Here is a 24,828-nt window from a genome sequence, read left to right as displayed (position 1 = left end):
CTCTCACTCTCTAAAGGATGTCTTTTTTAATAATATCGCCGATAAATTTAATATAAGGGTGCCCGTTGTTTTCCATCATTTTTGGGAACATGGAAATCGGAGTGGCCCCCGGGAAAGTGTTGATCTCGTTTAAGAAGATCTCGCCGTCCTTTGTGTAGAAAAAGTCGATACGTGATAAGTGGCGAAGCTTGAGCGCTTTAAACGCTTTAATCGCGTAGGCGCGCATTTTTTCTACCACTTCTGGAGATAATCCAGGGGCGACAACTTCAGTTGTCGTTTTTGAATTCGGGTCATATTTTTCTTCGTATGAGTAGAAGCTGCTTGGGCAGTTGATTTCTCCCGGCACACTGGCGTGGATTTTTCCTTCAAACTCGTATGTTGAAATTTCAAGCTCACGGGCCTCGACCATTTTTTCGACCAAGACGTACTCAGAGTATTGAAAAGCATTTTTAAGTGCGTTTTCCAGTTCGTCTTTTTTGAAGACCTGGTAGCAGCCCACACTTGAGCCTTGAGAAGCGGCCTTCACAAAAACTTTTCCGTGTTGATCAAAAAGCCTGTGTGCTTTTGGGGCATCTTCAATGCTGGTTAGGAATTCAAACGGAGTGTTTGGGATATCCAGGGCATTAAACCACAGTTTGCTGGTAACTTTGTTGAAGCTGATAAGACTCGCCTCAGGTCCACAACCTAAGTAGGGAAGAGAGATCAGGTCTAGGTAAGTCTGGATTTCACCTGTTTCACCAGGAGGCCCGTGAATACATGGAACGACGTAGTGGATTTCTTGTTTAAAAGAGGGACCTACGAGTTCGCGTTTAAAGTTAAGCTCGACGCTCTCTCCACGAGAGCCGTCGGCATTAACTAAATAGAAATTTTTATCTTTAGATTTGGGTTGCCCGATTTCAACTTTGATAACGTTGTAAAGGCCAATCTCCAGGAGATTTTTCTCTATGTATTTTGAAGAGACAACTGAAACTTCGTGCTCAGTTCCACTTCCACCAAAAAGAAGAAGTACATTTTTTTTACTCATAGTTTTCACCCCATCCTTAAGGCGCTTTTTTTACTAGTAGAGAATTATCTTAATTTCGCAGGGACTCTCTCTAGGTTCAGTTTTGTAAAAAGTTCTTTTAATTCAGTAATCGTTAAGTTCTTTGATCCTTGCTCTCCGTATCCACGGATACTGACAGCAGCATTTTCCATTTCACGGTCTCCGATAACCAACATGAAAGGAGTTTTCGATTGCTGGATCTGGCGAGTTTTGTAACCCATCGTCTCGTTTCTTTCGTCAACTTTGACTCTGAAGCCCAGGTGCTTAAGCTCGCTTGCCAGGTTTTTAGAGAACTCTAAGTGTTTTTCAGTTGAAACAGGAACGATCACCGCTTGCTCAGGAGCTAGCCAGAAAGGGAAGACTCCAGCTACGTGCTCAAGGTAAACTCCAAAAAATCTCTCCAGAGATCCGAGTAGGGCACGGTGGATAACAACCGGACGCTCTTCTTGACCCTGATCGTTTGTGAAGTTTAAATCAAAGCGCTCTGGAAGTTGGAAATCCAACTGGATTGTTCCCAGCTGGTGGTATCTACCGATAGCATCGGCAATTTGAATATCGATTTTTGGCCCGTAGAAAGCTCCATCTCCTTCGTTGATATGGAAAGCTTGTCCTGACTTTTCAAGAGCGCCTTTGAGTGCGTCTTCAGCGATATCCCAAGTCTTGTCATCTCCCAATTTTCCTTCTGGACGAGTTGAAAGGCCTACTTTGATGTCTTTAAACCCAAAGTGGTCATAACAAACAAAGAACATATCCATAAGCTTAATAATTTCGGCCTGGATGTCTTTTAGGGCGATAAAGATGTGGGCATCATCCTGACAGAATGTGCGCACGCGAGTAAGACCCGCTACAGCTCCAGCAGCTTCAAAACGGTGAAGACGGCCAAAGTCCGCGTATCTCATCGGTAGGTCGCGGTAAGAGTATTTGTAGTGCTTGAACATCATCATGTGACAAGGACAGTTCATCGGCTTAATTCCGAATTCCTTCTCGTCAGCGTGAGTTAAGTACATATTGTCTTTATAGTGAGCGTAGTGCCCAGAGGTTTTCCAAAGTTCAGTATCAAGAACTTGTGGAGTGATGACTTCATCGTAGTCGTATTTTTTGTAAATGCGTCTCATGAAATCAATCAGCTCGTTATAAACTGTCGTTCCCTTTGGCATAAAAAATGGCGAAGCAGGAGCGATTTGATCGAAGTGGAAAAGTTCCATTTCTTTCCCTAGCTTTCTGTGGTCGCGCTTTTTTGCTTCCTCAAGGAAGTTTAAGTAGTCTTCTAATTGTTTTTTTGTCGTGAAGCTTACAGCGTAAATACGTTGAAGCATTTTATTTTTTGAATCACCTTTCCAGTAAGCTCCAGCGACACTTTGAAGCTTGAAGAATTTTGGCAGGTGCCCAGTGTTCTCTACGTGTGGCCCTCGGCAAAGGTCGATGAATTCACCTTGTTCATAACAAGAGATCTCTTCGCCTTGAGGGATTCCTGAAACCACTTCAACTTTTAACGGTTGATTTTTTTGTTTCCAAAACTCTACTGATTCATCACGCGAGAAAACTTTTCTTTGAACCGGAAGTTTTTCATCGATAATTTCCTGCATGACTTTTTCGATCTTTGCTAAGTCTTCATCGTGAATCTTCACATCTAAATCAATGTCGTAGTAAAAACCGTTTTCAATAACAGGACCAATACCGAATTGCGGGTTATGGGTCTTATAAATACGAGACACAGCATGTGCCATTAAGTGAGCAGTTGAGTGACGGATGGTGTCAAGGTCGTATTTGGCCATTTAAGGAACTCCGAATAAAAGGGGATTTAGTTACTTTTTTACACAGTTATTCTACCGCCCTCTCTTCGCCAAATCAACGACTTGAATCTTACATCCGAAAAAATCTTACAATGGGCTTTTGACGCTGTAAGAATCGCGTGATATGACCTTTGGGCCGAAAGCTTTAAGAAGGGTTAAAGCTCGTTCACTATTATGGAGAAATGCCATGGTTACAAGTCAAGATTTAGGTTTATCTATTGGATCAAACCCTAATGAAATCACGCCTTATATTGGCCTTTTAGAAGAAGAGGTTAAGTTAGAAGGTATCGTGACAAAGACCGAGGTGGCGAGGTCGTATTATCAGCTTGGAAAAGTCTATTATGACAAGGCCGATTTAATTGGAGCAGAAGAGTCTTTCGTTAAAGCTCTTACATTTGCTGATCCTATTAAAGATGGATTCTCAGTTCTTAAGACATACGGTTTCCTAATCCGTATAGCTTCAGAGAAGCTAGAGGACACAAAAGCACAAAAGTACATCGGGGAAAGTGAGAAGCTAATGGATGCTCTTTCACGTGCTCTTCCGACGCTAACATCTGAATTTTTCTACAATCTAGGAGTTGTAAAAAACTATAGCGGTAACTTCGAAGAAGCTAAGACAAACTTTGAATTAGCTTACAAAAAATCAAACGAAGAAAACGAGCCGGAGCTTCTTTCTAAGTGCCTTCTGTCTCTAGCGACAAATGCATTCTACAGAAAAGATTTAGAGCTTTCTTTAAGATACCTAGACCAGCTTAATGACCTGCTAAAGATCATTAAGAAGTTCTACCTTTCGGGGGCCATGTACACGTATTATGCGAAGATCTTTATCGAGATGAACGAAAACGATAAAGCGCTTAACTACTACAAGCTAGCTAACGAATACCTTCAATCAAAAAAATGCTGGAACCTTTACGGGTACATCCTTTTTGGAAAAGCAACTGCCCTTAAAAAGGCCGGAAATTTTGATGAGGCCCTAAGCATGTTCCACCTTGCTCAAGAGTCAATCGACACGACCATTTTCAGAAGATTAAACCACTTAATTGAAGCTGAAATTGACGATGTAAACGACTCAACTGTGGATCTATACCTTGATAGAACAAACAGAAAAATCGTTGAGAGATCCCTTGGAACAATCGATTTCAAACACAGATTCGTTCTACTTGAAATCCTTTTCCTTCTTTCTAAAAACCCAGGAACTTACTTTGATAAGGAACAACTGGCGAAGATGATCTGGAAAGACGAGTACAACCCGTTAATCCACGATAAACTAATCTATACTTCTGTGTCTCGTTTAAGAAAACTAATCGAGCCGACAGATGCAGACTCAAAACGCAAATACATCATCCGTGGAAAAGACGGTTATACGTTTAATCCATTGGCAAAAATCCGCTTCCATATGGAAGTGAAGACAAACTCTGAGCGCTCAATCGGTAACGTTGATTTGAGTTCTCCTGTTTAATTTTTAAGTGATGACTAAATTTAGTATTATCGACAAAGCCTCTGCCTTAACACCAGAGGCTTTGTCGTTTTTAAAGGACTACGATCAGCGCTTTTTCCCAACTCCATGGGATGAAAAGTCTTGGGAACAAGTTTTTGACTCGGCGAGTGAGAGATTTATTCTACTGGCCGACGATGGGTTTGTTTTATTTGATATCAATGGCGCAGATTCCTTTGCTCATTTACTTAAAATCCTCGTCAATCCAGACAAAAGAGGCGCAGGTTTAGGGAAGGCCCTTTTAAGTGAAGCTATTGAAATATTAAAGAGCAGAGGAATGAAAACATTTTTCCTTGAAGTCGAAGAAAATAACGATTCGGCCATTGGTCTTTATCAAACAGCAGGCTTTAAAATCATTCATAAGAAGAAGCATTTTTATAGCAATGGGGCCACGGCCTTCATTATGACTCTTAGTGTTTAGTGATCTCTGCAGAGGCTAAATGTTTGCATTTGAAAGAATTTTTGCTATAGTCATCGGGTAATGATTTTTATTTGGGGTTATTTCAAGAATTTCTTGGACCCAACTCTTCTAATCATTACCTCCGAAATACGAGTATTAAATGTACCGAATATAGTAAGGGTGGATTTTTTAATTCCGCCCTTTTTTTTTTATTAATGGGATAAAAAAGATGGTTCTCAAAGGCCCACGCCAGGGAATGGAATTAAAACTTTTTGAGTTAACTCAAAAAATCGTTAGCGAATGCAATCTTGAATTGTACGAGATGGAGTGGAATCCCACTTCAGGCAATTTAGTTGTCTATATCGTTGATCCAAAAACAAACACAGCTGTTCTTGATGATTGCGTGAGAGTTGACCGCGGTTTCAATCCGTACATGGAAACTGAAACGTGGATCCCGGATAACTTTACATTAGAAGTCTCTTCTCCAGGTCTCTATAGAATTTTAACGACAGTTAAGCATTTTAAGAGTGTTGTCGGTGAAGACATCATGCTTAACCTGGTGAAAAAAATCGACGAAGAAAAATACCCGGATTTCCCGAAAGCTCTTCGCAACAACCTAAGGTTAAAAGTGAACCTGGTGAGCGCGAGCGATGAAGGAGTGGTGATTGATGCCAAAGGCGTAAAAGTTGAAGTTCCTTATGAGCAAATTAAAAGGGCAAACTTAGAAACCGACATCAATAAAGTTAGAAATACAAAAGACGCTGAAGTGGACTCTGAACTGGAAACAGATGATGAGTTTGTCGGCGAAGACGAATAAAACAAAGAATATAAACGTTAACTAAGAACAATAAGGTAAAGGGAAGGTTCAGATGAATTTTTCAGAATTAGGCAGAATGATTGAAACTCTAGGAAAGGACCGTGGAATCGATAAGCGCGTTGTCGTGCGTGCTATTGAACAGGCCTTCTTAGTCACAGCTAGAAAGAAATTTGGAATTCAAGGTGAATACGAAACTCGTTATAACGACGCAGACGATGAAATTGAAATCTATCAATACAAAAACGTAGTTGAATCTGTAAAAGATCCAATTATCGAAATCACTCTAAAAGACGCTAAGAACTTAGACAGCGAAGTAGAAGTTGGTGACCAATTAGGGATCAGAATTGAAAACCCTAACTTCACACGCGTTGACGTTCAGACAGCTCGTCAGATTATCTTCCAAAAAGTAAGAGATGCTGAAAGAGAAATCCTATTCTCTGATTTCAAACACAGAGAAGGTGAACTGGTAACTGGTATCGCTAGAAGATACGAAAGAGGAAACGTTATCGTTGACCTTGGAAAGTCTGATGCCATTTTATCAAGAAAAGAAATCATTCCTGGTGAGAACTTCAAAACTGGGGATAGAATCCAGGCTTACTTATCAGAAGTAGTGATGACAAACAGAGGGCCGGAAATCCGTCTTTCTCGTACGTCTCCAATGTACTTAGTAAAACTATTTGAAGTTGAAGTTCCAGAAATCCTGGATGGAAACATCGAAATTAAATCAGCAGCAAGAGAGCCAGGACAACGCGCGAAAATCGCCGTGTTCACAGCGGACAGAGAAATCGATCCGGTTGGAGCTTGTGTTGGTATGAAAGGGTCTCGTGTACAAAACGTTGTAAACGAACTTCAAGGTGAGAAAATCGATATCGTTCGTTGGAACTCAGACATTGAAACATTCGCAAGAGCAGCCCTTGCTCCTTCTGAAATTTCAAACATCCAGGTTGACCACGCTAACTACTCAATGGACGTTGTTGTTGAAGAAGACCAATTATCACTGGCCATCGGAAGACGCGGACAAAACGTTCGTCTGGCGGCGATGTTAACTGGTTACAAAATCAACATTATTTCTAAAACTAAACTTCAAGAGAAGATTAAAAAGGCCGTTGAAAGTCTTATGCAGATTGTTTCTGTTTCAGACGCCCGCGCTCAAATGATGGTTCAAAATGGAATCATGTCGATTGCTGATCTTTCGGCAATGGATGCAGAGACTCTAGCTGGGATCCTAAGCGGAAACGAAGCAGATGCTAAACAAATCCTGAAAGATACACATGATGCTATCGAAAAAGGAACTATCAGTCTTGAGGACGATGAAGAAGAATTAATTTCAGCTTCAGCTGTTCCAGCTTATAAAGGACTTCTTGATAAGCATAAAGAAGTATCGGCTGATGGAAAAGATAAGTTCTCTGAAGCAGAAAGACGCTTAAGAGAAGAACTAGCAGCTTTCAAACTGAAGTAAGTTAAGAATGTAAACGGAGTTAATAATGCCTAAAAAAGTTTTTGAACTGGCAAAAGAATTAGATATGGCGCCACTCGACCTCGTCGAAGCGCTAAAAGCGAAGGGGTTCGCAGTCAGAAACCATATGACTGAATTATCTGACGCTGATGTCGAAGGTTATCTTGCCGCTGTAAAAAAGGAAGAGGAAGTCAAAGAAGACACGACTGCCAAGAAAAAAGTCGTGCGCAAAAAGGCCCCTGCCGCAGCAGTGAAGACTACTGAAAAGAAGACTGTTGTAAGAGCAGCCGCTGAGACTTCGGAAGGAGAGGAAGCTGAGAAGAAAACAACGAAAAAAGCTTCGACTGTAAAAAAGAAAGTGACTGTAATCCGTCGTAAAACTGATGACTCTGAAATGGATGAATCAGAAACAATGCAAATGGATGCACAGGACGAAGAAGAAAGTGCAAGAGAAGTAGCTCACGAAGCTGTTGAAGTAGAAGCTCCAGAGGCTGAAGTTGAAACACTGAGTGCAGAGACTGAAGAGTCGACTGAGCAGGCAACTGGTGGTCTTCGCGTGGTTTCAAAACCTGTGAAGAAAGACACTCCAAATGAAGCGGGTGTTATCACGAGAAAAGCGGCAGACAGAGAAGCTCATAAAGAAGCGCAGAGAGAAGAGAAAAAAGCTCAAGCGACTTCAAGCATCGATCGCGTTCACCGCTTTACACCGGTCTACACACCTTCTAAAGATCCTAACTTCAAAGAGAAGCAGGAAAAAGAAGAAGCAGCTAGAATTGCGGCGGCTAAGGCCCAGGCAGCAGCTGCAGCAGCTAAGAGCTTTAGTGCTCCGGGTGCTGAAGGTGATGACGACGAAAATAAAAAAGAAGAAGAAAACAAAAAACGCATGGGTGGTCTCGCTTCAATGATGAGCGGGAAAAAGGCAATTGCGAGCAAAGCGCAAGCGCTGACTATGTCTCGTGCGGAAGAAGAACTTAAATCATACACAGCTTTAAGTGGAACCGGTCGCCCGATTTACACTCAAATCTTGAGAAAGAGAGATTACGTGGGGCCAACTCAGCAGACAGAAATTACTGAAGTAAAAGATTCTAAACGTGTTGTTCAGATCCATAAAGGTGTTGTCCTGGGGGATCTTGCACATAAGCTGAGCGTGAAGTTTAAAGACCTTCTTGATGAATGTTTAAAACTAAACCTTCTGGTTAAAGAAACAGACTATGTAGGTCCAAAATTAGCAGCGGAAATCGCGGCACTTTATAACTACAGAGTTGAAGATAAAGCTTTCAACGAAGAAAAAATCATTGGAAAAGCTGCTATTTCAGAAGACCAAAAGAGCAAGTTCCCGGTTCGCCCACCAGTTGTAGCGATCATGGGACACGTTGACCACGGGAAGACAACTCTTCTTGATACGATCAGAAAAGACAAAGTAGCAGCAGGTGAAGCGGGTGGTATCACTCAGCACATCGGTGCTTACCAAGTTAAAGTTGATGGTGGAAAAACTGTGACTTTCCTGGATACTCCAGGTCACGCGGCTTTCGGGGCCATGAGACAGCGTGGAGCAAATGCAACGGACATCGTAGTTCTTGTCGTTGCTGCAGACGACGGGGTAATGCCTCAGACAAAAGAATCAATCAAGTACTGTGAGAACGCTGGTGTTCCAATCATTATCGCAGTTAACAAGATGGATAAGCCGGGTGTAAACCCAGATAGAATTAAGCAAGAGCTGACAGAGTTTAACCTTCTTCCAGAAGACTGGGGGGGGACAACTCAATATGTTCACGTATCGGCACTTAAATCTCAAGGGATCGACGATCTTCTTGAGGCCATCCTTCTTCAAGCGGAGATCTTAGATCTTCGTGCAGATCCAAAAGGAGCTGTTGAAGGTGTGGTTATCGAGTCGAAGATTGAACAAGGAAGAGGGCCAATGGCAACCCTTCTGGTTCAAACGGGAACTCTGAACAAAGGTGATTATATCGTTGTGGGTGAAACTTATGGACGTGCAAGATCGCTTAACGATCATGCAGGTGCTCAGCTTCAATCTGCAGGACCTTCGACTCCGGTTCAGGTTCTGGGACTTGAAGAAGCTCCAGCTCCAGGGGATCGCTTAAACATCGTTAAAAACGAAAGAGAAGCTAAGAAGATTGCTGAAAACCGTGTAAACGAAAGAAAGCTTCTTCAAGCAACTCCGGAAAAGAAAAAAGTATCTCTGGAAGATTTCTTCTCGAATGCTTCTAAAGAAGGTGAAGAGCAAAAAGTTCTTAACCTTATTATCAGATCTGACGTTCAAGGGTCATACGAGGCGATTAAGTCTGCTGTTGAGTCTCTTGGGAACGCAGAAGTTACAGTTAAAGTTATTGCTGGTGGTGTTGGGCCGATCACGGACTCTGACGTTCAGATGGCAAGTACAGCAGCTGGATTCTTGATCGGATTTAACATGAGACCAGTTACTTCAGCTCGTAAGCTTGCTGAAGATAAAGGTGTCGATATTAAGAACTACTCGATCATTTATGAGCTAATCAATGACGTTAAACTTGCTCTTGAAGGTCTTCTTGACCCTGAGTTCGTGGAAGAGTTCATTGGTCGCGCAGAAGTTCGCGAAGTCTTCAACATTCCAAAAGCAGGTGTTATTGCCGGATCTTACGTTATCGACGGCAAGATTGCTCAGGGATGTGGTATCCGTCTTCTTAGAAACGGGAAAATCATGCACGACGGGAAGCTTTCTTCTCTTAAACGTTTCAAAGACGATGTTAAGGAAGTTAAGAATGGTTACGAGTGTGGTATCTCTCTTGAAGGATACGCTGACATTAAACAAGGTGATATTTTCGAGGCCTATATGATGGTGCAAAAGAAAAGAACACTTGAAGATAGCGCCGGAATGTCTCAGTCTGGAGCTAAAGCGGCTCAACCTGTACTGTAGTAATTATGGCAAAGAAAACGAACAATTTTAAAAAAGAAAAATACGAAGAAAGGCTGTTGAATGAAATCAACGGCCTTCTACGTAGCTCTATTAGCGATGCAAGATTGCAAAGAGTTTCAATTACAAAAGTTGAACTCTCTCCTGATTATGGCTATGCTACTGTTTCATGGGACACCTATGATTCAGGGACGCGTGGAGATGCAAAAAAAGCACTTGATTCTGCCACTGGAAGAATTAGATCAGAGTTGGCAAAAGTTTTAGAAGTCAGGCACGTACCAGCGATTTCTTTTATCTACGACAATCAGTTTGAAGAAGAAAAGAAGATCATGGATCTTCTAAAAAAAGAACAAGACGGCTCAGACGAATAAAATCCCAGTGAAAACAGATTATCAGAAAATCCCACTTGTCTTTAATGTCTACAAGCCGGTGGGACCTTCTTCTTTTTCTATCGTTCATCATTTCAAAAAAAATTTAGGATACGACTTCGGAAAAATCGGGCACTTCGGAACTCTTGATCCCTTTGCAGAAGGGGTGCTTTTAATCGGCGTTCAAGGGGCCCAGAGGCTCAATGATTACATCCATGAGCTGCTTCCTAAGACCTATCGTGCTGTTGGAATTTTCGGCGGAAAAACGGACACAGGTGACCTGACGGCGCTTGTGAATGTTGAAAAACATATTGCTGTTGAATTTCAAAAAATGGCCAAAGAAGTACTTGAAGAAAAATTGGCGAAGCATTTTTTAGGGGAGTACTGGCAAGCTCCCCACAGTGTGTCTGCTACCAAGTTTGAAGGTAAGAGACTTTACGAACATGCACTGGCCGGGCGATTGATTCAAAAAGAAAAAGTAAAACGTGAAATTTTAGATTTTAAAATAGGCCGTTATGAATACCCTGAGATGGAGTTTGAAATCACGGTGAGTTCAGGAACTTATGTTCGTAGCTTCTTTGAAGAAGTGGCCGAGCTCTTAGGCGGATATGGGGCCTTGCAAATTCTTGAGCGCACAGCTATTGGAGAAAACACCTCTGCCAATGGAATCAGGCAAAAAGATTGGCCAATCAAAGGAGAAATGTTTGATCTGGAAAAATGGGGAAGGCCCCTAGATCAGGTTCTTCGTCTTAATAAAGTTCGTTTAACCAGTGAACAAACCTCTAAATATCTTCAAGGTCAGAGACTAAAATTGGATCTGATAGAATTGGTTTATGATCCAGAACAGGATTTAATTTCATCGCAAAATATATTGTGGGTGTATAATCAGGACTCACATCTTTTAGGTTTGGCGCGTCCTTTGAACGAAGAGCTGGCCGCGATTTTTAACTTGCAATTGGCCATTTCACTTTTTCTGTAATTCATTTGCTGACTTATTATGACCGTGTAAAACTAAGGGATGATTACGTATTTAAATACGTAGCAGAAGGTAGTTTCTTTGAAAAATTTTACTCTGTTGTCTGCATTATTCGTGCATCTTTTTCTCAGCATCGCTCATGCTGAGATGGTGTACTACTATCATCCACCAGAGTCACCTCTGGATGTTCGCTACAATTATCATTGGAGTATTCTTAAAGCATCATTAGATGCGACTACTAAAAAATATGGAACTTATTCACTTAAGGCCTCAGTCTTTATGACTGAGGAAAGGCAGCTGCGCGAATTGAGTAAGCGCGATAGCAAACTCAACATCATGATTCGTGAAACTAATAAAGAGTTTGAAAAAAGATTTCTTCCCATCAGAGTTCCAATTGATCGCAGCCTGGTTAGTTACCGCGTGCTTTTAATCGATAAAAAAAATAAAGATCTCTTTAAAAATATCAATACTCTTGATGAGCTTAAAAAGATTACCTTCGGCCAGGGAGCTGGTTGGGGAGATGTGCAGATTTTGAAGTTGGCGGGCTTTAATGTGAAAACTGAGGTCTATTATGACAAAATCTTTGAAGGCCTCTTAAAGGGGGATTTCGCCGCTTTTCCTCGTTCGGTAACCGAAGTGATCGATGAAATTGAAAAGCGCAAAGAGAAGATGCCGGACTTGATGATTGAAGAAAATATTTTACTTTATTATCCGCTGCCAACTTACTTCTGGTTTCCTAAAAATGAACACGGCAGAAAACTGCGCACCCGCGTGAGAGAAGGAATCGATATTATCCAGCAGAATGGAACTTTTGAGAGCCTATTTGACCAGTATTATAAGGCCCAAGTCTCGGCGCTGAAGCTAAGAAAGAGAAAGCTTTTTAAAATTGATAATCCACTGCTTCCAGATGCGACCCCCTTGAGCAATAAGAAGCTTTGGGTAGACATCAATAATTTTTGATTTGGGTTTTGCAACGAGTCGAAAGAGAGGGTGTGAAATCACTCACATTTTGCTAAACATCTCGCAATCTTATGTTAAAATAAGCCCATACAATAACTGATTATTTGACTGGAGTTTGAGTGAGCACAACATACATTGCCATGACTGTGGCGATTTTAATGGGAATCGGGCTATTAGTAGGAATTGGAGCACTTAGTTTACTATCTGGTGCCCTGAACTTTCTTTTTGTAAGACCGAAGATTGAAATCCTAAAATCAACTTTAGGGGACAATGGTTTTGCATTCGCTTTCAAATGGGACCAGGATGCTGAGCCGGTAAAATTCGACCGCGTTCGCGTTCACTTATTCAACCCATTTGGATCTCCAACAGAAGTAGATATCACTCGCGAATTCGACGGATCAGACTTTGATTTTGCTCGCGACGTAGACATGGGTGAGAACCTTAAAAAAATTCTTTCGGCTTCTACGCTTGATAAAGCAACGATTGAAGTTGAAGTAACGGCAACAAAAGACAATGTCACTCATAAGCAAACTTTCAAAGCAGTGGACTTCGTAACAAAGAGAAACGAATCTACACAAACTGTTGAAGATGTAGCGAGCAAGTTTGTTGTAACAAAAGAAAAACCAAGATTTGAAATTCCAGAGAGAACTTTCATTTCACCTCCACTTCCAAAGACAGCTAAGCAACTTAAGATGGCGACGAATCCAATGTTCGCTGGAGAATTTGCTGGTGCAGCTGCTGGCGGTGGTGCGGCCGCTCCTGCTGTTGAAAACTTTTCAGTTTCAAAAGTATGGATTGAGCCAGGGTGTATCGTTTGTGACGCTTGTGAAGCGATCTTCCCGGAAGTTTTCGAAGTCACAGATTCAACTTGTATCATTCGCCCAGGCGCTCCTTTGAACGACGGATTAAAAGTTCAAGAAGCTGCTGAAGCTTGTCCGGTTGAAGTTATCAAGTTTACGAAAGTAGGCTAACTTTTTAGATTGAATATTATAATGAAAGGCCCTCCATGTGAGGGCCTTTTTTTTGGGTGAAATTATGAAAGGATTCATTTTTATTTCTCTCTTTTTCTCTCTGTTTTTTTCGTCAGCTTTTGCCTGTGAAAATTATCAGGGGCAGTCTTTTTGTGTTGGCGATAGAGCGATTGCAGATAATGCCGATGGAAGTATTGTCGGAGTCAGTAAAAGTAAAATCTCCATTGATTTCACCGGTGGATCAACAACTAAAAAGGGTGTGGCCACTTTTGATATTTCAAAAGTCTATTTAGGCAAAGAGTGCTCGGGGGATTTTTGTGTCAATGACAAAGCTGTCGGGGGAAACCTTGAGGGTGTTATCGTCGGTGTTTCAAAAGATGGTGTGGCCATCAATCATAAAAAAGAATCGGATAAATACTCGGTGATTAAAACCTATCAACAGAAAGACTCTCTGGTGAGAAAGGGGTGTGTAGAAGCTTATTGCGCCAATGACTCTGCCGTCTATAAAAGTTTTGATGGAGTGATTGTAGGAGTGAATTCTAAAAGCTCTCTCGTGGCCATTAGCTTCGTTGGAGGCACGAGCAAGTACACTGGTGTCGGAACTTATGCTCTAAAGACTGTAGGAGTCGCTAAGGGCTGTTTCCAAGGCTATTGTTATGGTGATCGCGCAGTTAGTGGATCGTTGGATGGGGTGATTGTGGCAGTGAATCCTTACCGCGGCCAAGTGTCTGTTCAGGGGAAAATCAACGGAAAGACAGCGATTGTGACGGATGATTTAAAAAATGTAACGATGAGATCTTTATCTGAAAATGTCCACGCCAATGATTCAAAACGAATGATTAACACCCTTTCGGATTTTAACCATTCGTTTCGCTAAGTCGTAAATTATGCTTTAAAAGTTTCGATGGTGTTGGTCGTAAAAAGCTTCTTGAAAGCTTCTTCGTTTTCTTTCCATACACTCTCAAGAGTCACTGTCTCTGAAAGCACAGGACATTCAAACGTTAGAACTGGAGACTTAAACTCTTGAGGTCCGAATTCTCCCAGTGAACCTGGAGTCGGGTGAGTTAAGAAATCCGCTTCGATTGGATACTTGTTATATTGGGCCAGGAAATCCGCCACTTCTTTACAGGCACCGTTATAGTTAATAACCGGGTACCATGAATGGAAGCTGATGATGAATTTTGGTGGATACTTCTTAAAGAGTTCAACCAGGAATCTGTTTTCTGGTTCTGAAAGAGGCTCTTTTCCAGGGAAGTATTTAGCTTCGCGCGCCTCTGGAGACCATTGAGCTGAAGGGAGGTTGCGGTTGAGGTCGACACCGTTAGCGTTAACACGCGTTCCAGCTTTATAACCATCAACGTTCACAACGGGAACAACAACAACTGGCATATTCAGTTCGTCGTTTTCTTTAAGCCATTTAAAAAGTTCTTTAGCGAGGTGAGCACCTTCGACTTCGTCGCCGTGAACGGCGCCTAAAATGTAGTTGTACTTTGGAGCATCAGAAGACGTCTTCCATGCTTCGATTTTTTCACCCTTAACACTCGTTCCATGTGGCAGTTCGATGAATTTCATTCGTTTTCCTTATTCCTTCAAAAGTGTATACACCGCTGATTGTCCCGGTGTTTCTTCGACTTCGATTTCCAGTTCGTTGAATTCAAATTTATATTCTGCAAAGACCGCGCTCTTAATTTCTTGAGCAAGGTAAGCAGCGATTCTTTCTGCTGAAGTGTTTTCAATCGGCATTAAAAGAACATCTGTCTTTGGAATGCTGAAGACACTTTCATCAGGAGTGATAATATTATAATTCTTTTCTTTATCTTCGATGATAATTTTTGGGTGATTTTTTGGGATCAGTAGTTTGTGGTCCAGCGAATCACAGATTCTTCTCACTATCGGCTTGATGTTTAGGAAATCAAAAACCATATCATCATCAAGTTCAGGAGCGTTTCCTCTTACCTGGACGCGGTAATTGTGACCGTGAAGAGGCTCTCTTGTTCCATCCTTAAAAAGCATGAAATGCGAAGAAGCGAAGTTGAAATACTGTTTATAGACGCGAATGGAAAATGCTGTTTTCATCCCTAAGTGATAACATAATCGCTTTAAAAAGAGTATTATTTAAACTAGAATTTAAACCTATGAAAAAATCAGAAGTCCTTAAAACTCTTAAAAAATTGCGCCCGCTTTTTGACCAATTCCCAGAAGGTGTGGAAGCAATAGATAAACTTATCTCGTTAAGTGACGACCTACCGGATACCAAAGAGGCCAAGACCTTAAATTGGGACTCAAAATTCCCGCTTCCAGATGAGATGAGAGAGCTTAAAAGTGCTTATGGTGTTTTTGCCGATGGGGCCTGCCGAGGTAACCCGGGGCCCGGGGCCTGGGGTGTCTTGATTCAGGACGCTCAAGGGGAAATTATTTTAAAATCTTCGGGAGTTGATGTTCCTACAACCAACAACAAGATGGAGCTTGAGGGAGTCATCAGAGGTCTTAAGGGACTGATTGAAAAATGGATTGAAGAAGGGGTTTCAGACCGACTGAGCCCGGTTTTTGTTTATAGCGATTCAAAATATGTCACAGAAGGAATTACGAGCTGGGTGACAGGCTGGAAAAACCGCGGATGGAAAAAGGCCGATGGAAAAGAGCCTGAGAATCTGGAGCTTTGGCGCGAACTCGATCAGCTTAAATCGCGTTTTGACACTATCACTTTCCACTGGGTCAAAGGACACGCAGGCCACCCGCAAAATGAAATGTGCGATCAAATGTGCAACCACGCCTTGGATGAGGCGGGTTTTTAGTTTTATAAGGAGATAATAATGAAAGTTCTGACAGGGTTATTGCTTTTAACTCTACTGAGCGCTTGCTCAGGACAGCCAACCAAACCTAATCCACGCGAGTACCAAATCGGTGCTTACTTGTGGCAACAAACAAGTGGCGAGTACCGCGCGCTTACTTACCAAGCTTACAACATTGCTAAAGAAAAAATTGAACGCGAGCTGGAAAATAAACACAACAGAAAACGCGCCGTGGTTTTTGATATCGATGAAACAATCCTGGATAACTCTTACGGTGGAGCAAGTGAAATTAAGGAAGGTCTTTCTTGGAAAGAAAGCCATTTTGCCGACTGGGTAAAATTAAAAAAAGCGGTCGCGATTCCAGGGGCCCTTGATTTCATCAAATTCCTAGTTGATCGCCAGGTCGAAGTTTTCTACATTTCAAACAGAAGAGTTGATATGTATGACGATACAATGACAAATCTTGTGGCACAGGGTTTTCCAGTTAAAAAACAAAACTTAATGCTCATGGGAACTGAGCACACTAAAGAACCTAGAAGACAAGAAGTGCTCAAGAAGTACGACATCGTGATGCTGGTTGGGGACAACCTGACGGACTTTCACCAGGCCTTCGAGAAAAAAAGCGTTGCGGAGCGCAATGCGCTTGTTGATCAAATGAGAAGCGAGTTTGGGCAAAGATTTATTATGCTTCCCAATCCTTTGTACGGAGATTGGGAGAGAGCTCTGCCTGCGGACAAGACAAGAATTGAGCTTTTAAAAGATGAGCCTTAGCTTGATCTTTAAGCGAAGGGGCATTAACGTATTAGAGTAAATAAAATCGTTCACCATCATACAAAGGAATGACAATCATGAAAAAGGTGCTATTACTCGCTCTAGTTGGGGCAATGGCCTTTGGATGTTCTAAAGGAAAGGATCCAAAGACTGAAGAAGAAAAAACGTTCTACGCTATCGGGACAATGTTCGGATCACGTTTAACTCAGTTAAACATGACTGACGCTGAAATCGATTCACTTACAGCTGGTCTAAGAGACGCTGCTAAAGGTGAGAAACAAAAAGTTGATCCAATGGCATACCAGCAAAAAATCCAGGATATGTTCAAAGCTAGAATGGAAAAACAAGCTGGCGAAATTAAGAAAAAAGGAATTGAATTCCTAAATAACTTCGTAAGCAAAGAAGGAGCAACTAAAACTGCTTCTGGTCTAGCTTATAAAGTAATCAAAGAAGGAACAGGGCCATCTCCAAAAGAAACTGACGTTGTAAAAGTTCACTACCATGGAACTTTAATCGACGGAACAGTATTTGATTCTTCTGTTGAAAGAAAACAAGAAGTGTCTTTCCCGCTTAACAGAGTTATCCGTGGATGGACTGAAGGTCTTCAAACTATGAAAGTTGGTGGGAAATCAAAATTCGTTATCCCATCTGAGCTTGCTTACGGCGACGCTGGTGCTCCACCGAAAATCGCTGGTGGTGCAACTCTGATTTTCGAAGTTGAACTTCTTGGAATTGAAAAAGGACAAGAGGCTGCAGCTCCAGCTGCTCCAGCAATGAAGAAAAAATAATTTTTAGATTCATCTAAAAAATATAAAGAAGCCTCCCTGATGTTCTCAGTGGAGGCTTTTTTGTTTTTGGAGGAGAAACTCATGCACAAGTTAACTTTTTATGTACCACTAGACTCAGCAGAAAAAGTAAAGTCGGCCTTATTTGCAGTAGGTGTCGGAAAGATTGGAAACTATGATTCATGTTCATTTGAAACCAGAGGTGTCGGCCAATTTAGGGCCCTCTCGGGAGCAAATCCAACTATTGGAAACGTGGGCGTTGTTGAAAAAGTTGAAGAGCTTAGGGTTGAAATGGTGATGGATGATACTATAGTTAAAGAAGCAGTTATGGCCTTAAAAAAAGCTCATCCCTATGAGACTGTGGCCTATGATGTGATAAAATGTGTAGAGGTCTAAAATGAAAAAATGGATATTACTCTGTGCCCTTATGAGCGCCAATGCTTTTTCTCAAACATCTGCCGATGATCAGTTTCAGCGCCAGATTGATGAGATTATGAAAGCGCGCGAAGAAATGCTTAAGTCGCTGATGGACGATTCTAATATGGGTGAGTTCGAAAACCGCATGCGCGAAATGATGAAACGTTTTGCCGGCCCTGATTTTGACATGTCTGATTTTGAATCACCTGTCATCGGGCAGTACGACTGGGTGGTGACGGACACACAAAAAATTTTAAAACTTAAAGTCCAGCAGGCCAAAGATCATCCACTCGATATTAAAATTGAGCAAGGTATGATCAAAATTAAAGGGGACGTTGTTGCCACTCAAGGGACAGGGAAAAATAAGTCGACTAGAAAGACCAGCTTTGAGCGCAGTTTTTCTTTACCTGATGATATCGATCAAACAAATCCAGAATTTGAAAATAAAGATGGTGAAGTTTTGATTAAGTTCAAGCGTTTAACTGCAGGTAAGAGCTCTTCTAAGGCTTCAGCGCCCGCTGGAAAGGTCAAAGTAAAGGAGACTCAAGCTCCAAAGAATGACCGCATTCCTGTTGTGCCCGGGAGTGATGACCTGAAAATCTAGTCTTTTTAGGCGCGATAAGAGGTGTCCATCTATTCCTACTTGAATGGTTTTCCATTTAGCGGATAATAGATGGATGACCAGGATTTTAATTGCAGGGCTTATGGTTTTTCTCTCGGCAAATGTCTTTGCTGAAGATGTCTATTATCTCAACAATCTCAAAAGCTGTGAGCTAAAAATTTTAAACAATGGCAAACTCGAAGTTGTCGATAGCTCGCCATTTTCTGATACCGTTTTACAAATTAGAAGACTTCCAAAGAATCCTGCGATGGTCGCGTTTAAAAAAGACGAACGCATTTATGTGACTAAAGAAAGTTGCGTGGTTTCAGTGGATGCCAGACGAGTCAAAAATCGTCTAAATGGTCACGAGTTTAAAAAAGAAGCTCGCCAATACACTGAGCAAGAAAAGTTTAATTCCTATAAATTTTATCTCGAAGTAGAAAGTGGCATTGTGAAAATGATGGACGATGCTCCGGTCGGTGAAGACTACAATAGTATTTTTCCGACTTCATCCTCAGGCAACCCGGTAAGCTGGGGAAGTGCGAATGAGAGTTCTTATAAAGCAGGAATGCTTTTATCTTTAGGGTTTGGTTATAAACTTAAGCAAGAACGTTTCCTGGCCTTTAAGGTTCGTTTATTGAACGGGCAAAAATCAGATACGCTCTCACTGACAGATGTAAACACGGGGATTTCACAAAACGGGTCGTGGACTTATGAAGACTCGTTTAAAAATTTCTATGCTGGCTACAAGTTCTTATTTGACTACGGAACATGGAAGCCGATGGTTGCTCTTTACCTGGGTGTCTCGATGATGACGTCGACGATGACGGATGAGATTTCAACTTATGAATTAAAAAGCTCACTTTCTCCTGCGGCCTTGCTGGAAGCGGGGTTAGAGTATCACTTAAATTCTCACTGGGCGATTGCCGGGATTTTAGGATTTGAGTACATGGGGAAAAAAAGCATGACGTTTTCTGATTCAAGTGGATCAGATTTTAAGACGGGAATGGGTTACAACAACAACTACCTGAGCTTTGGCGTGAAATATTATTTTAAATAGAGTGTTTATGAAAAATAATTTTCTACTATTGACCTCACTCATTATACTTGCGGCCTGTAAGCCGGAGACCACTAAACTTGGTGGTTTTACTTTTAATACCCCTGGAGGATCGCCGATTAAAGCGACAACGGGGACGTCGATGACTTTGGTAAATCCTGCGAGCTCGCCAGGATTTGTTTCAACTCCTACGGTGCAGGTTTCTGGCGTTGTCTCGGGCGAGACGGTGCAAATTTATCGCGATTCATCTTGTAGCGCTATCGTTGGTTCAAGAGTGGCTTCGGCCTCAACTGTCTCTGTGACGTTATCTACGTTGAGTGTGGGAACCTATTCTCTTTATACAAAAAGCACGAATCAATTTGAAAGCAGCACATGCTCAGGGGCCCTTTTGACTTATCAATACCTGGGAGTGGCGCCTAAAACGGCAACGGGTATGACTCTTCTTTCACCGGCCTCATCCCCAAGCACCGACTCAACCCCGACGATTCAGTTGACTGGGCTTTTATCTGGAGAGACGGCCAATATTTATATCGATTCGGGCTGTACCCTGTCTTATGGAAGTGCAGTGGCCACTGGAACGAGTGCCACGATTACTACGAACCCTCTGGCGCCTGGAACGCATATGTTCTATAGCAACAGTACAAATTCTTTGGGAACAGGGACGTGTTCGAGTGCGCTTTTAATGTATGAGTACACTGGAGTTATGCCAAATACGGCTTCAATGCTTTCTTTGTATGCTCCAACGACAACACCAAACTATTCGGCAACTCCAACTATTTTGGCCAATGGTGTGGCCAATGGAGACACTGTTTATCTTTATACTGACGCCGGTTGCTCGAGTGTGGTGGGAAGCGCTTATGCCACGACAACGTCGGTGCAAATTACAGTTTCGACCCTGGCGGTAGGAACTTACAGCTTTTACACGAACTCATCCAACATCATTGGAACAAGTGCATGTTCATCAGCTTTAGTTGCTTACACTTATGCGGGCCCTGCGCCTTCAGTGGAAATTAGCTGGAGTGCTAATCATGAAAAAGCAGTTAACCAAGCAGGTGGGGGATACCGCGTTTATTACAGTCGCACTTCAAGCTTTGATGTGGGCACGGCGACTTATGTAGATGTCCCTTACGTTAGTGGTCCGCTTTCACCGACCTCAGTAGTTATGACGAATTTATTAAAAGGCTCGACGTTCTTTAAAGTTGTCGCCTATTCAAGTTTAAATGCACCAGGATCAAGCAGCGGCTCTCAGAGCTTGCCTTCGGTCGAGTTCTCAGTGAACTTGCCGTAGGAAGGATGGACAAGATGAAATTTAAAATACTGATGTGCCTGTCATTGAGTTTGTTAAATGTGAACGCTTTTGCCAAAGCGCCCAAGCTTAATTACGTCCCAGGGGAAATCCTGGTGAAGTATAAATCTTCAGTCTCTGCCAATAATCAGAAAATCTCTATTGAAAGAGAAGGGCATAAAAGACTGGCCCGTTACAATCGCGGTCTGGCCAGAGTCAAACTAGTTAGTAAAACAGATATGAAGCAGGCGATTCTAGATTTTAAAAATGACCCGGATGTCGAATACGCTCAGCCTAATTATATCTATAAAGCGCTAGCTGTTCCCAATGACCCTCGTTACGGTCAACTTTGGGGATTAAAAAATACTGCGCAAACAATTACAACGGCCGGAGGAAAAGACACACCTTCAAGCACTAATAACCCAGGAGTGGCCGGAAGAGATATGCAGGCGGAGTACGCCTGGAATACAATCACAGATTGTTCTTCTGTCACAGTGGCCGTTTTGGATACGGGAATCAATTACAATAATTCAGACCTTTCATCGAATATGTGGAATGGTGGAGGTGCATACCCTAACCATGGTTATGACTATGTTGATAACGACGATGACCCAATGGATTTAAACGGACACGGAACTCACGTGGCCGGAACGATTGGGGCGCGCGGAAATAATGGTGTGGGATCAACCGGAGTGTGCTGGCGATCAAGCCTGATGGCCGTGAGAGTTTTAGGAACTACTGGAAGTGGTACATCGGCTGGCATTGTGGCCGGAATTTATTTTGCGGTTGATAATGGGGCCAAAGTTATCAATATGAGTTTGGGTGGAGATAGTTATGATGCTGCTTACAGTGCGGCCATTGATTACGCTCAAAACCATGGAGTGTTAATTGTAGCGGCAGCAGGAAATGATGGGACTAACAACGAATCACTTCCGATGTATCCATGTAACTTCACTCAGGCCAACGTTATTTGCGTGGCCGCTTTAACTCAGAATTATTCACTGGCCTCTTTTTCAAACTATGGAACAACAAGTGTTGATGTCGGTGCTCCCGGCGTGAATATTGTCAGCACATGGCCGGGAACAAATGCTTCAGTGTCAGATTCATTGACCAGCGGATGGACTTTTACCAGTACAGCAGGAAGTCCATGGGCCTACAAATCGCTTAACTTTGGTTCGCCGACAGCGTGTCTGGTGAACCCGTCAAACTATAATTACTCGAGCGCTAGATATGCTAACAACAATGATGCCAGAGCATGGAAAGCGTTCTCTATCAGCTCATCTGTTTCAGCAGCGACAGTTAATTTCTATGCCATGTACGACTTGGAAAATAACGCTGATTACGTGACGATCAATAAAAAATCGGGCTCAGGTGATCCTATGTCAGGAGGAACTGTTCTCGACTCTTTTACAGGGTCTACTGATGGTTATGCGCTTCCTCAAGAATACGACTTGAGTTCACACATCGGCTCAACTGTGAGTGTGGGTTTTAATCTTTTAACTGATAGTTCTGGAACTGATTTAGGTGCCAACATCAGTGTCTTTTCAATTGATACACTGACGTTAAATACGACCAGCTACAATGTTATCAGCGGGACTTCGATGGCCGCACCTCATGTGGCCGGTGTGGCTGCAATGATTTTTGCTTACAATCCTAATTACACTTATGAAGAAGTTGCGAAGTCTATTAAGATGGGCGGAACAGCTCAATCATCACTGACTGGAAAAACAGTGACTGGTCGATCGGTGAGTGCTGTGGGGGCTTTAAATTATATCCAGGCGCCTCTTGGTGGAGCGGCCAACATTCTTCCATAAAAATGAAAAAAATAGTTTTTAGTTTTATTCTCCTTCTATTGTTTGGTTTTAAAAAACCACTCGAAGGAGAGTATATTGTGACGATCAAGAATGCGAAAAACAAAGAGGCCTTGGCCTTAAAGCTTGAAAAACTTCCCCCGCAAAAAATGCAGCCGTTGGGCCCTGGTGTTTACCTGATTAAGTATGAAAAAGACCCAGGTCTTAAAAAATTAATTGAGACTCTGGGCCAAGATATCAGCGTTCAGCCCAATCTTCCTTACAAGGCCCGGAAGTAACTCCACAGAATGTGGGCATTTTATCCGACTAAAGTTATCCACTCGGATACCGATAAGCTTCGAGAGAATTAATAAACGCTCGAGGTTTTTATTAAAAAGTTAACTTATTTAGGATTAGTCGCCGTCATGGCCGTTTTTTACCAAAGGGCCTTTGCTTTGGAAGAGACGTACTTTAAAGGTAATAAACTCGATGTTCCTTACCGTGAACAGGCCATTATCATTGGTAAAGAAGGCTTTTATCCCAACCGCATTGTCGTTTACAAGGGCGAGAAAGTTCGCTTTTTTATTACGGCCGTAGGGGTGGATTCAGCTTGTTTTAGTATCCCGGATAAAAATGCATTCTCGACTCCAAGTAAAGATAAGATTGCTGAAACAGAGGTCTTTTTTGATAAAGTTGGGGTTTTCCAGTTTAATTGCCCGAATCTGACTTTCAATGGGAGAGTCATGGTTTTAGAGAAAGCTTCCGATATGGCAGAGACACAAAGACGAGGACTTGCCTCTGATGTGGTGAAGGTCTGGCGACCAAAAGATACACCTAGTGAATGGGTGCAGATTAAGCGCGAAGACTTAAAAGAAGATATAATGGATTTAGACCGCGACCGTCTCGAGTATCGTGAAACTCCCAAGGATCAGCCTCGCGAGGTGATTGATTTTGGCAGCAGAGATTTAGCGACGGTTGAAGATTAGGACGAGAGTAAAGTATGTCAGTATTTAAGGACGCCATTGACCAGTTTCTCTATCCCATCAAGGATCTCCTTGAGGATGCTGGCGTTTCCGAAGTCATGATCAACGGGCCCAAAGAAATTTTCATCGAGAAAAAAGGTTTGGTCTATAAAGTTGAAAACCAATTCCACAATGAAGAAGCGCTTGTCTCAGCGATGAGAGCGATCGCTCAGTCTGTGGGACGTCGTATTGATAAAGACAATCCTCGCCTTGATGCCCGTCTTCCAGATGGGTCTCGTATTCACGTTGTTTTGCCTCCTATGGCCAAAAACGGAACGACGGTAGCGATCAGAAAGTTTTCAAAAGAAAAATTAACACTGAATGATTTAATTACTTTTGGCTCTCTTTCAAAAGAGGCCGCCAGGTTTTTAGATATCTGTATTTACCTGGGGAAAAACATTATCGTTTCCGGTGGTACGGGGTCAGGTAAGACGACGATGCTGAACGTTTTAGGCTCACGCATTCCTAAAACACAACGTCTGATCATCATCGAAGATGCGGCCGAGCTTCAGGTAAAAGCTGAACACGTTGTAAACTTCGAAACAAGAAAAGCTGATGCTGAACGTGGAGTGACGGAAGTCTCTATCCGCGACCTGGTTATTTCGGCCATGAGACTTCGTCCCGACAGAATTATTGTTGGGGAGGTTCGTGGAGAAGAAGCACTCGATCTTATCCAGGTAATGAACACTGGTCACGACGGTTCAATGGGAACTGTTCACGCTAATAATCCAGTTGATGCTTGTACGCGTTTAGAAACACTTTGTCTGATGGGTGACACCAAGATTCCACCTGATGCCGTAAGGAAGATGGTTGGCTCTGCCATGCAGATTATCGTTCAGTGTTCGCGCTTTCACGACGGGGGAAGAAGAACTTCTCACATTTCAGAAATTACCGGTATCGATAAAAACGGAAACTACATCTCACGCGATATTTTCAGATGGGTGCAGACAGGAAAAGACCCGGACACTGGAAAGTATATCGGAGAGATGGTTCCATGCAACTACGTGCCGACATTTTTTGAAGACATTGTGGTTAACAAACTTCCATTTCCAAAAAGCAATTTCCTTGCACCTGAATGGTACAACCAGAAACTAAAAGGTGATAAGGGAGAAGCTGCCTAAG

The 24,828-nt window shown here is 42.3% G+C and carries 25 protein-coding genes; 21 read left to right on the top strand and 4 right to left on the bottom strand.

Annotated features, from left to right (window positions below):
- Positions 1-10: 10 nt before the first annotated feature.
- Together AC6JA8_RS10700 and thrS are read right to left on the bottom strand one after the other, a co-directional pair.
- Positions 11-1,024, bottom strand: a complete 1,014-nt coding sequence (locus AC6JA8_RS10700; protein WP_497973783.1) for a D-alanine--D-alanine ligase — start codon at positions 1,022-1,024, stop codon at positions 11-13.
- A 44-nt stretch (positions 1,025-1,068) separates the two neighbouring features.
- Complete coding sequence (thrS, locus tag AC6JA8_RS10695) at positions 1,069-2,817, bottom strand: threonine--tRNA ligase (RefSeq protein WP_497973782.1); 1,749 nt, start codon at positions 2,815-2,817, stop codon at positions 1,069-1,071.
- Positions 2,818-3,022: 205 nt separating this feature from the next.
- On the opposite strand from thrS, the gene AC6JA8_RS10690 reads away from it, so the two are divergent.
- The 10 genes from AC6JA8_RS10690 to AC6JA8_RS10645 all read left to right on the top strand — a co-directional run bounded on the left by AC6JA8_RS10690 (position 3,023) and on the right by AC6JA8_RS10645 (position 14,063).
- Positions 3,023-4,294 (top strand): winged helix-turn-helix domain-containing protein, encoded by a 1,272-nt coding sequence (locus AC6JA8_RS10690; RefSeq protein ID WP_497973781.1) that lies wholly within the window; start codon positions 3,023-3,025, stop codon positions 4,292-4,294.
- 10 nt (positions 4,295-4,304) lie between these two features.
- Entirely contained in the window at positions 4,305-4,751 is a 447-nt protein-coding gene (locus AC6JA8_RS10685) for a GNAT family N-acetyltransferase (protein ID WP_497976884.1), read from the top strand.
- Between the two features lie 208 nt (positions 4,752-4,959).
- Positions 4,960-5,547, top strand: coding sequence for a ribosome maturation factor RimP (rimP, locus tag AC6JA8_RS10680; protein ID WP_102243811.1), 588 nt, complete (start codon positions 4,960-4,962; stop codon positions 5,545-5,547).
- A 52-nt stretch (positions 5,548-5,599) separates the two neighbouring features.
- Positions 5,600-7,006, top strand: coding sequence for a transcription termination factor NusA (gene nusA, locus AC6JA8_RS10675; protein WP_497973780.1), 1,407 nt, complete (start codon positions 5,600-5,602; stop codon positions 7,004-7,006).
- A 25-nt stretch (positions 7,007-7,031) separates the two neighbouring features.
- Positions 7,032-9,914 (top strand): translation initiation factor IF-2, encoded by a 2,883-nt coding sequence (gene infB / locus AC6JA8_RS10670; RefSeq protein WP_497973779.1) that lies wholly within the window; start codon positions 7,032-7,034, stop codon positions 9,912-9,914.
- A 5-nt stretch (positions 9,915-9,919) separates the two neighbouring features.
- Positions 9,920-10,282 (top strand): 30S ribosome-binding factor RbfA, encoded by a 363-nt coding sequence (gene rbfA, locus AC6JA8_RS10665; RefSeq protein WP_497973778.1) that lies wholly within the window; start codon positions 9,920-9,922, stop codon positions 10,280-10,282.
- Positions 10,283-10,289: 7 nt separating this feature from the next.
- Positions 10,290-11,258 carry a hypothetical protein gene (locus AC6JA8_RS10660; RefSeq protein WP_497973777.1) on the top strand — a complete coding sequence of 323 codons (969 nt, stop codon included), beginning with the start codon at positions 10,290-10,292 and terminating at the stop codon, positions 11,256-11,258.
- Between the two features lie 78 nt (positions 11,259-11,336).
- Complete coding sequence (locus tag AC6JA8_RS10655) at positions 11,337-12,215, top strand: transporter substrate-binding domain-containing protein (protein ID WP_497973776.1); 879 nt, start codon at positions 11,337-11,339, stop codon at positions 12,213-12,215.
- A gap of 119 nt (positions 12,216-12,334) precedes the next feature.
- On the top strand, positions 12,335-13,186 hold the full coding sequence (locus tag AC6JA8_RS10650) for a ferredoxin (RefSeq protein ID WP_497973775.1): 852 nt from the start codon (positions 12,335-12,337) through the stop codon (positions 13,184-13,186).
- A gap of 64 nt (positions 13,187-13,250) precedes the next feature.
- Positions 13,251-14,063: a hypothetical protein gene (locus tag AC6JA8_RS10645; protein WP_497973774.1), complete on the top strand. Its 813-nt coding sequence runs from the start codon at positions 13,251-13,253 to the stop codon at positions 14,061-14,063.
- 8 nt (positions 14,064-14,071) lie between these two features.
- Here AC6JA8_RS10645 and AC6JA8_RS10640 read toward each other — a convergent pair whose 3' ends face one another.
- Positions 14,072-14,758 carry a M14 family zinc carboxypeptidase gene (locus AC6JA8_RS10640; protein WP_497973773.1) on the bottom strand — a complete coding sequence of 229 codons (687 nt, stop codon included), beginning with the start codon at positions 14,756-14,758 and terminating at the stop codon, positions 14,072-14,074.
- A gap of 9 nt (positions 14,759-14,767) precedes the next feature.
- Positions 14,768-15,262 (bottom strand): 6-pyruvoyl trahydropterin synthase family protein, encoded by a 495-nt coding sequence (locus AC6JA8_RS10635; RefSeq protein ID WP_497973772.1) that lies wholly within the window; start codon positions 15,260-15,262, stop codon positions 14,768-14,770.
- 230 nt (positions 15,263-15,492) lie between these two features.
- Between AC6JA8_RS10635 and AC6JA8_RS10630 the strand changes: the two genes are divergently transcribed.
- The 11 genes from AC6JA8_RS10630 (at position 15,493) to AC6JA8_RS10580 (ending at position 24,827) form a co-directional block, all read left to right on the top strand.
- The gene (locus AC6JA8_RS10630; RefSeq protein ID WP_497976883.1) at positions 15,493-15,981 is read left to right on the top strand and encodes a ribonuclease H family protein; all 489 of its coding nucleotides are present in this window, start codon (positions 15,493-15,495) and stop codon (positions 15,979-15,981) included.
- 18 nt (positions 15,982-15,999) lie between these two features.
- A complete protein-coding gene (locus AC6JA8_RS10625) occupies positions 16,000-16,749 on the top strand; it encodes a 5'-nucleotidase, lipoprotein e(P4) family (protein ID WP_497973771.1) in 750 nt (249 codons plus the stop codon).
- A 77-nt stretch (positions 16,750-16,826) separates the two neighbouring features.
- Positions 16,827-17,537, top strand: a complete 711-nt coding sequence (gene bamJ, locus AC6JA8_RS10620; RefSeq protein WP_102243802.1) for a BamJ family beta-barrel-assembly machinery protein — start codon at positions 16,827-16,829, stop codon at positions 17,535-17,537.
- 81 nt (positions 17,538-17,618) lie between these two features.
- Complete coding sequence (locus tag AC6JA8_RS10615; protein ID WP_497973770.1) at positions 17,619-17,930, top strand: hypothetical protein; 312 nt, start codon at positions 17,619-17,621, stop codon at positions 17,928-17,930.
- A gap of 1 nt (position 17,931) precedes the next feature.
- Entirely contained in the window at positions 17,932-18,555 is a 624-nt protein-coding gene (locus tag AC6JA8_RS10610; protein ID WP_497973769.1) for an Hsp20 family protein, read from the top strand.
- A 73-nt stretch (positions 18,556-18,628) separates the two neighbouring features.
- The gene (locus AC6JA8_RS10605; RefSeq protein WP_497973768.1) at positions 18,629-19,612 is read left to right on the top strand and encodes a hypothetical protein; all 984 of its coding nucleotides are present in this window, start codon (positions 18,629-18,631) and stop codon (positions 19,610-19,612) included.
- A gap of 7 nt (positions 19,613-19,619) precedes the next feature.
- On the top strand, positions 19,620-20,897 hold the full coding sequence (locus AC6JA8_RS10600) for a hypothetical protein (RefSeq protein WP_497973767.1): 1,278 nt from the start codon (positions 19,620-19,622) through the stop codon (positions 20,895-20,897).
- 14 nt (positions 20,898-20,911) lie between these two features.
- Positions 20,912-22,708, top strand: coding sequence for a S8 family peptidase (locus AC6JA8_RS10595; protein WP_497973766.1), 1,797 nt, complete (start codon positions 20,912-20,914; stop codon positions 22,706-22,708).
- A gap of 2 nt (positions 22,709-22,710) precedes the next feature.
- Positions 22,711-22,983, top strand: a complete 273-nt coding sequence (locus AC6JA8_RS10590) for a hypothetical protein (RefSeq protein WP_497973765.1) — start codon at positions 22,711-22,713, stop codon at positions 22,981-22,983.
- 126 nt (positions 22,984-23,109) lie between these two features.
- On the top strand, positions 23,110-23,670 hold the full coding sequence (locus AC6JA8_RS10585; protein ID WP_497973764.1) for a hypothetical protein: 561 nt from the start codon (positions 23,110-23,112) through the stop codon (positions 23,668-23,670).
- 14 nt (positions 23,671-23,684) lie between these two features.
- Complete coding sequence (locus AC6JA8_RS10580; RefSeq protein ID WP_497973763.1) at positions 23,685-24,827, top strand: TadA family conjugal transfer-associated ATPase; 1,143 nt, start codon at positions 23,685-23,687, stop codon at positions 24,825-24,827.
- Position 24,828: the final 1 nt, after the last annotated feature.

The sequence above is a fragment of the Bacteriovorax sp. HI3 genome (assembly GCF_059738875.1).
This window is presented reverse-complemented; position numbering and strand designations above follow the sequence as displayed.

What these genes read in the sequence shown, in the direction of transcription:
- AC6JA8_RS10700 (WP_497973783.1), bottom strand. Translation starts at nt 1,024, where the DNA reads ATGAGTAAAAAAAATGTACTTCTTCTTTTTGGTGGAAGTGGAACTGAG.
- thrS (WP_497973782.1), bottom strand. Translation starts at nt 2,817, where the DNA reads ATGGCCAAATACGACCTTGACACCATCCGTCACTCAACTGCTCACTTA.
- AC6JA8_RS10690 (WP_497973781.1), top strand. Translation starts at nt 3,023, where the DNA reads ATGGTTACAAGTCAAGATTTAGGTTTATCTATTGGATCAAACCCTAAT.
- AC6JA8_RS10685 (WP_497976884.1), top strand. Translation starts at nt 4,305, where the DNA reads ATGACTAAATTTAGTATTATCGACAAAGCCTCTGCCTTAACACCAGAG.
- rimP (WP_102243811.1), top strand. Translation starts at nt 4,960, where the DNA reads ATGGTTCTCAAAGGCCCACGCCAGGGAATGGAATTAAAACTTTTTGAG.
- nusA (WP_497973780.1), top strand. Translation starts at nt 5,600, where the DNA reads ATGAATTTTTCAGAATTAGGCAGAATGATTGAAACTCTAGGAAAGGAC.
- infB (WP_497973779.1), top strand. Translation starts at nt 7,032, where the DNA reads ATGCCTAAAAAAGTTTTTGAACTGGCAAAAGAATTAGATATGGCGCCA.
- rbfA (WP_497973778.1), top strand. Translation starts at nt 9,920, where the DNA reads ATGGCAAAGAAAACGAACAATTTTAAAAAAGAAAAATACGAAGAAAGG.
- AC6JA8_RS10645 (WP_497973774.1), top strand. Translation starts at nt 13,251, where the DNA reads ATGAAAGGATTCATTTTTATTTCTCTCTTTTTCTCTCTGTTTTTTTCG.
- AC6JA8_RS10640 (WP_497973773.1), bottom strand. Translation starts at nt 14,758, where the DNA reads ATGAAATTCATCGAACTGCCACATGGAACGAGTGTTAAGGGTGAAAAA.
- AC6JA8_RS10635 (WP_497973772.1), bottom strand. Translation starts at nt 15,262, where the DNA reads ATGAAAACAGCATTTTCCATTCGCGTCTATAAACAGTATTTCAACTTC.
- AC6JA8_RS10630 (WP_497976883.1), top strand. Translation starts at nt 15,493, where the DNA reads ATGAGAGAGCTTAAAAGTGCTTATGGTGTTTTTGCCGATGGGGCCTGC.
- AC6JA8_RS10625 (WP_497973771.1), top strand. Translation starts at nt 16,000, where the DNA reads ATGAAAGTTCTGACAGGGTTATTGCTTTTAACTCTACTGAGCGCTTGC.
- bamJ (WP_102243802.1), top strand. Translation starts at nt 16,827, where the DNA reads ATGAAAAAGGTGCTATTACTCGCTCTAGTTGGGGCAATGGCCTTTGGA.
- AC6JA8_RS10615 (WP_497973770.1), top strand. Translation starts at nt 17,619, where the DNA reads ATGCACAAGTTAACTTTTTATGTACCACTAGACTCAGCAGAAAAAGTA.
- AC6JA8_RS10610 (WP_497973769.1), top strand. Translation starts at nt 17,932, where the DNA reads ATGAAAAAATGGATATTACTCTGTGCCCTTATGAGCGCCAATGCTTTT.
- AC6JA8_RS10605 (WP_497973768.1), top strand. Translation starts at nt 18,629, where the DNA reads ATGACCAGGATTTTAATTGCAGGGCTTATGGTTTTTCTCTCGGCAAAT.
- AC6JA8_RS10600 (WP_497973767.1), top strand. Translation starts at nt 19,620, where the DNA reads ATGAAAAATAATTTTCTACTATTGACCTCACTCATTATACTTGCGGCC.
- AC6JA8_RS10595 (WP_497973766.1), top strand. Translation starts at nt 20,912, where the DNA reads ATGAAATTTAAAATACTGATGTGCCTGTCATTGAGTTTGTTAAATGTG.
- AC6JA8_RS10590 (WP_497973765.1), top strand. Translation starts at nt 22,711, where the DNA reads ATGAAAAAAATAGTTTTTAGTTTTATTCTCCTTCTATTGTTTGGTTTT.
- AC6JA8_RS10585 (WP_497973764.1), top strand. Translation starts at nt 23,110, where the DNA reads ATGGCCGTTTTTTACCAAAGGGCCTTTGCTTTGGAAGAGACGTACTTT.
- AC6JA8_RS10580 (WP_497973763.1), top strand. Translation starts at nt 23,685, where the DNA reads ATGTCAGTATTTAAGGACGCCATTGACCAGTTTCTCTATCCCATCAAG.